The 2,756-nt window shown below is 47.8% G+C and carries 5 protein-coding genes; all 5 read left to right on the forward strand.

From position 1 onward, the window contains the following. Positions 1-196: DUF2303 family protein (locus tag AC1DUO_RS24035; protein WP_477989097.1), on the forward strand; the 196-nt coding region annotated here is incomplete at its 5' end. A gap of 130 nt (positions 197-326) precedes the next feature. Further along, a complete protein-coding gene (locus AC1DUO_RS24040) occupies positions 327-818 on the forward strand; it encodes a hypothetical protein (RefSeq protein ID WP_013577811.1) in 492 nt (163 codons plus the stop codon). Position 819: 1 nt separating this feature from the next. Further along, positions 820-1,116, forward strand: coding sequence for a DUF4406 domain-containing protein (locus AC1DUO_RS24045; protein WP_013577812.1), 297 nt, complete (start codon positions 820-822; stop codon positions 1,114-1,116). A 199-nt stretch (positions 1,117-1,315) separates the two neighbouring features. Next, positions 1,316-1,558 (forward strand): excisionase, encoded by a 243-nt coding sequence (locus AC1DUO_RS24050; protein ID WP_013577813.1) that lies wholly within the window; start codon positions 1,316-1,318, stop codon positions 1,556-1,558. Beyond that, positions 1,542-2,666 carry a site-specific integrase gene (locus tag AC1DUO_RS24055; protein ID WP_477989100.1) on the forward strand — a complete coding sequence of 375 codons (1,125 nt, stop codon included), beginning with the start codon at positions 1,542-1,544 and terminating at the stop codon, positions 2,664-2,666. The genes AC1DUO_RS24050 and AC1DUO_RS24055 overlap by 17 nt, the downstream gene beginning before the upstream one ends. The last annotated feature ends 90 nt before the right edge of the window (positions 2,667-2,756 follow it).

A 2,756-nucleotide genomic window follows, 5' to 3' on the forward strand; every position in this document is an offset into this window, starting at 1 on the left:
ATATGAAGGGCTGGGAGAACGCCGATTCCGCCTGCGCTACAGCGTACTGACCGGCGGCAATGCTCCGGTGCTGGTTCTGCGCATCGTGCAGTTGGAAACGGCTGAAGAACTGATGGCGACCGAGTTCCGCGAGCTGCTCGAAACCAATTTCACCGACGTTGAAGTAGAAACATTCATCGGAGAGTTCAAAGCCTGATAGCGCGGCCTTAAATGCCCTGGTCCACTGGGGCATTTAGTGAATCGTTATTACTGAAATTTAATTGCCAATGCTGGCAAGGGATTCGCTCACGCCGAAATCTGGAAATCACTTATTTAGGAATGCAGCCATGAAACTTATTCAACCGGTCACACCAGAACGCAATGCCGATAACTTGGGATATTGGACTCACCCTGATTTCTTCGAACCGGCCAACGGTAACGAATACCCAGCGCCAGGTGAATTTGAAGCGTGGGCAAAAGCTCAGGGTGTCGAGGTTTATACCCTGTCACTTGATGCCGATCCAGCAGCTGACGATATTCAGGCCGCCTATGAAGTAGGCGAAGCTGATGTTTCTGCGTGGAACCCTACTCCGCCAATCGGTGAAGGCTGGTTCCTTGCCTCAATTCACGATACCGAGGACGGCCCTTATAGCGTTTGGTTCCGCCGCAATACTGAAGAACAAGCCGAAATTGCGCGCCTTAAAACCGACTTTTTGGAAAAGCACCAGGTGGCGATCACCGCCGCTTATGAATATTTCAAAGCCTGCCCTGTGGGTAATGAACGCACTATCGCACACCAGATTTATCAGGTACTGCGCACGGCTACGAGGGTGGGCTGAAATGAAAGTTTATATCGCCGGGCCAATGACAGGCCTGCCACATTTCAACCGCCCTGCTTTCAAACGGGCAGCTATAAACCTGTCATTTGAAAAGCATGTGCCACTGAATCCGGCAATCATGCCTGATGGCCTAACAAAAGCTGATTACATGGCTATCGGCCTGACGATGCTGCAACGCGCCGAAGCGATTTACCTGCTTACCGGTTGGCAGTTCAGCGCAGGCGCCAGAGCTGAACATGCGCTGGCCTTAAAGTTGGGTTTGGAAGTAATCGAACAGAGGGAAAGAAGCCATGGCTGAGACAACCCGTTCACATTTCGTCAGGCGGTTTTGCGTGAAAAGAATGCTGAATCTGTGGTTTGTTCCGGTTGAGTTTGCGCCAGCAGTGCCGCCAGGTATGAAAATGCTCTGGTGGCGAGCTGGAAAATATTACGGCCGATTTCGGGTCAGTCAGTAAACCGGTGTGCGGCTGGCTATAATTAAACGTGTGGAGTGATATATGACGAGAACATTAACGCTTGATGAATGGGCTCTCGAAGAGTTTTCCGCGCCAATACCTAGCAGACCAACGCTGATGAGGTATGCGAAAAATGGAATGATATACCCCCTGCCCTTTAAAGCCGGGCGGTGCTGGCGTGTTGAAGCATCAGCGCGTTTCATTGGGATAGCTGAGAAGCCTGTGATCAACAAGGATATAGATCCACGTTTAATGAGGATTCTCGAAGATGGCACGTCCACGTAAATATAACGTGAATATTCCCGGGCTGTCGTGCTACTTGGACGCCAGAACCAATAAGGTTTACTGGCGTTACAAGCATCCAGCTACAGGTAAGTTCCACGGTTTGGGGGACAACGAAGAGGAGGCAAAAGCAATCGCAATAGATGCGAATATGCAACTCAATCAGAGGAAAATGGCAAATCTCCTGAGAGTAAGAAATGAAATTAGCCGTGAAGTGAATAAAGGCATCACTACCAATGCATGGGTTGATAAATACAGAGCGATTCAGCTAGAAAGGGTTAAAGCTGGTGAAATAAAACCCGATACAGCGAAATTGCGGGAACCTTCTTTACGAGCATTAATTTCTCATTGCGGGATAAAACCATTGTCGGAAGTCGGTGCCAGAGATATTGCTGGGATCCTCGATATTTACATTGAAAAAGGTCAGGGAAGGATGGCGCAGATGGTGCGTTCGAATCTAAGTGATGTATTCAAAGAAGCTCAGCATGCAGGTGAAGTTCCGGCTGGTTATAACCCTGCGAAGGCAACAAAACAACCTCGGGCAAAAGTTTCACGACAGAGACTTTCATTTGTTGAATGGAAAGCCATTTATTCGGCTGCATTAACGTTACCGGTGCATATTCCCAGGGCAATGCTATTGGCCTTAATTACAGGCCAACGGATAGGAGATATATCAAAGTTGAAATTTACTGATATCTGGGATGACAAACTTCATGTAGTTCAGCAAAAAACCGGGGCTAAAGTAGCTATACCCCTTTCTTTGAAATGTGAGGCGTTGGGACTGTCTCTTCAGGATGTCATAGCTGAATGCCGAGATTCTGTTTTGAGTCAGTGGATCTTGCATCATCACCGTTCACGAAGAAACTGTACCCGTGGTGGGCAGATAACTAAAAGCACACTCTCAAAAGGATTTGCTGAAGCCCGAGATAAAAGTGGTCTGCTGTGGGAGGGAGAGAATCCTCCAACATTCCATGAACAGAGGTCATTGTCGGAACGCTTGTTCAGAGAGCAAGGAATAAACACGCAAGTTTTACTTGGACATAAAAATAGTCAAATGACGGAGAAGTATAACGACGACCGGGGGAAAGACTGGAAGGAAGTTGTTGTTTAATTAAGGTGCCGTTTTGCAGAAGAATTTTGCAGGAGTTTTGCAGGGATGAACATTTACTCTTAAATAATAGTCAGTTAGCAGTTGATACCC

Source organism: Rahnella sp. P4_A8 (assembly GCF_056402435.1).

Bases quoted from the DNA above. Each gene is read 5' to 3' on its own strand.
- AC1DUO_RS24040 (WP_013577811.1), top strand. From the start codon at position 327: ATGAAACTTATTCAACCGGTCACACCAGAACGCAATGCCGATAACTTG.
- AC1DUO_RS24045 (WP_013577812.1), top strand. From the start codon at position 820: ATGAAAGTTTATATCGCCGGGCCAATGACAGGCCTGCCACATTTCAAC.
- AC1DUO_RS24050 (WP_013577813.1), top strand. From the start codon at position 1,316: ATGACGAGAACATTAACGCTTGATGAATGGGCTCTCGAAGAGTTTTCC.
- AC1DUO_RS24055 (WP_477989100.1), top strand. From the start codon at position 1,542: ATGGCACGTCCACGTAAATATAACGTGAATATTCCCGGGCTGTCGTGC.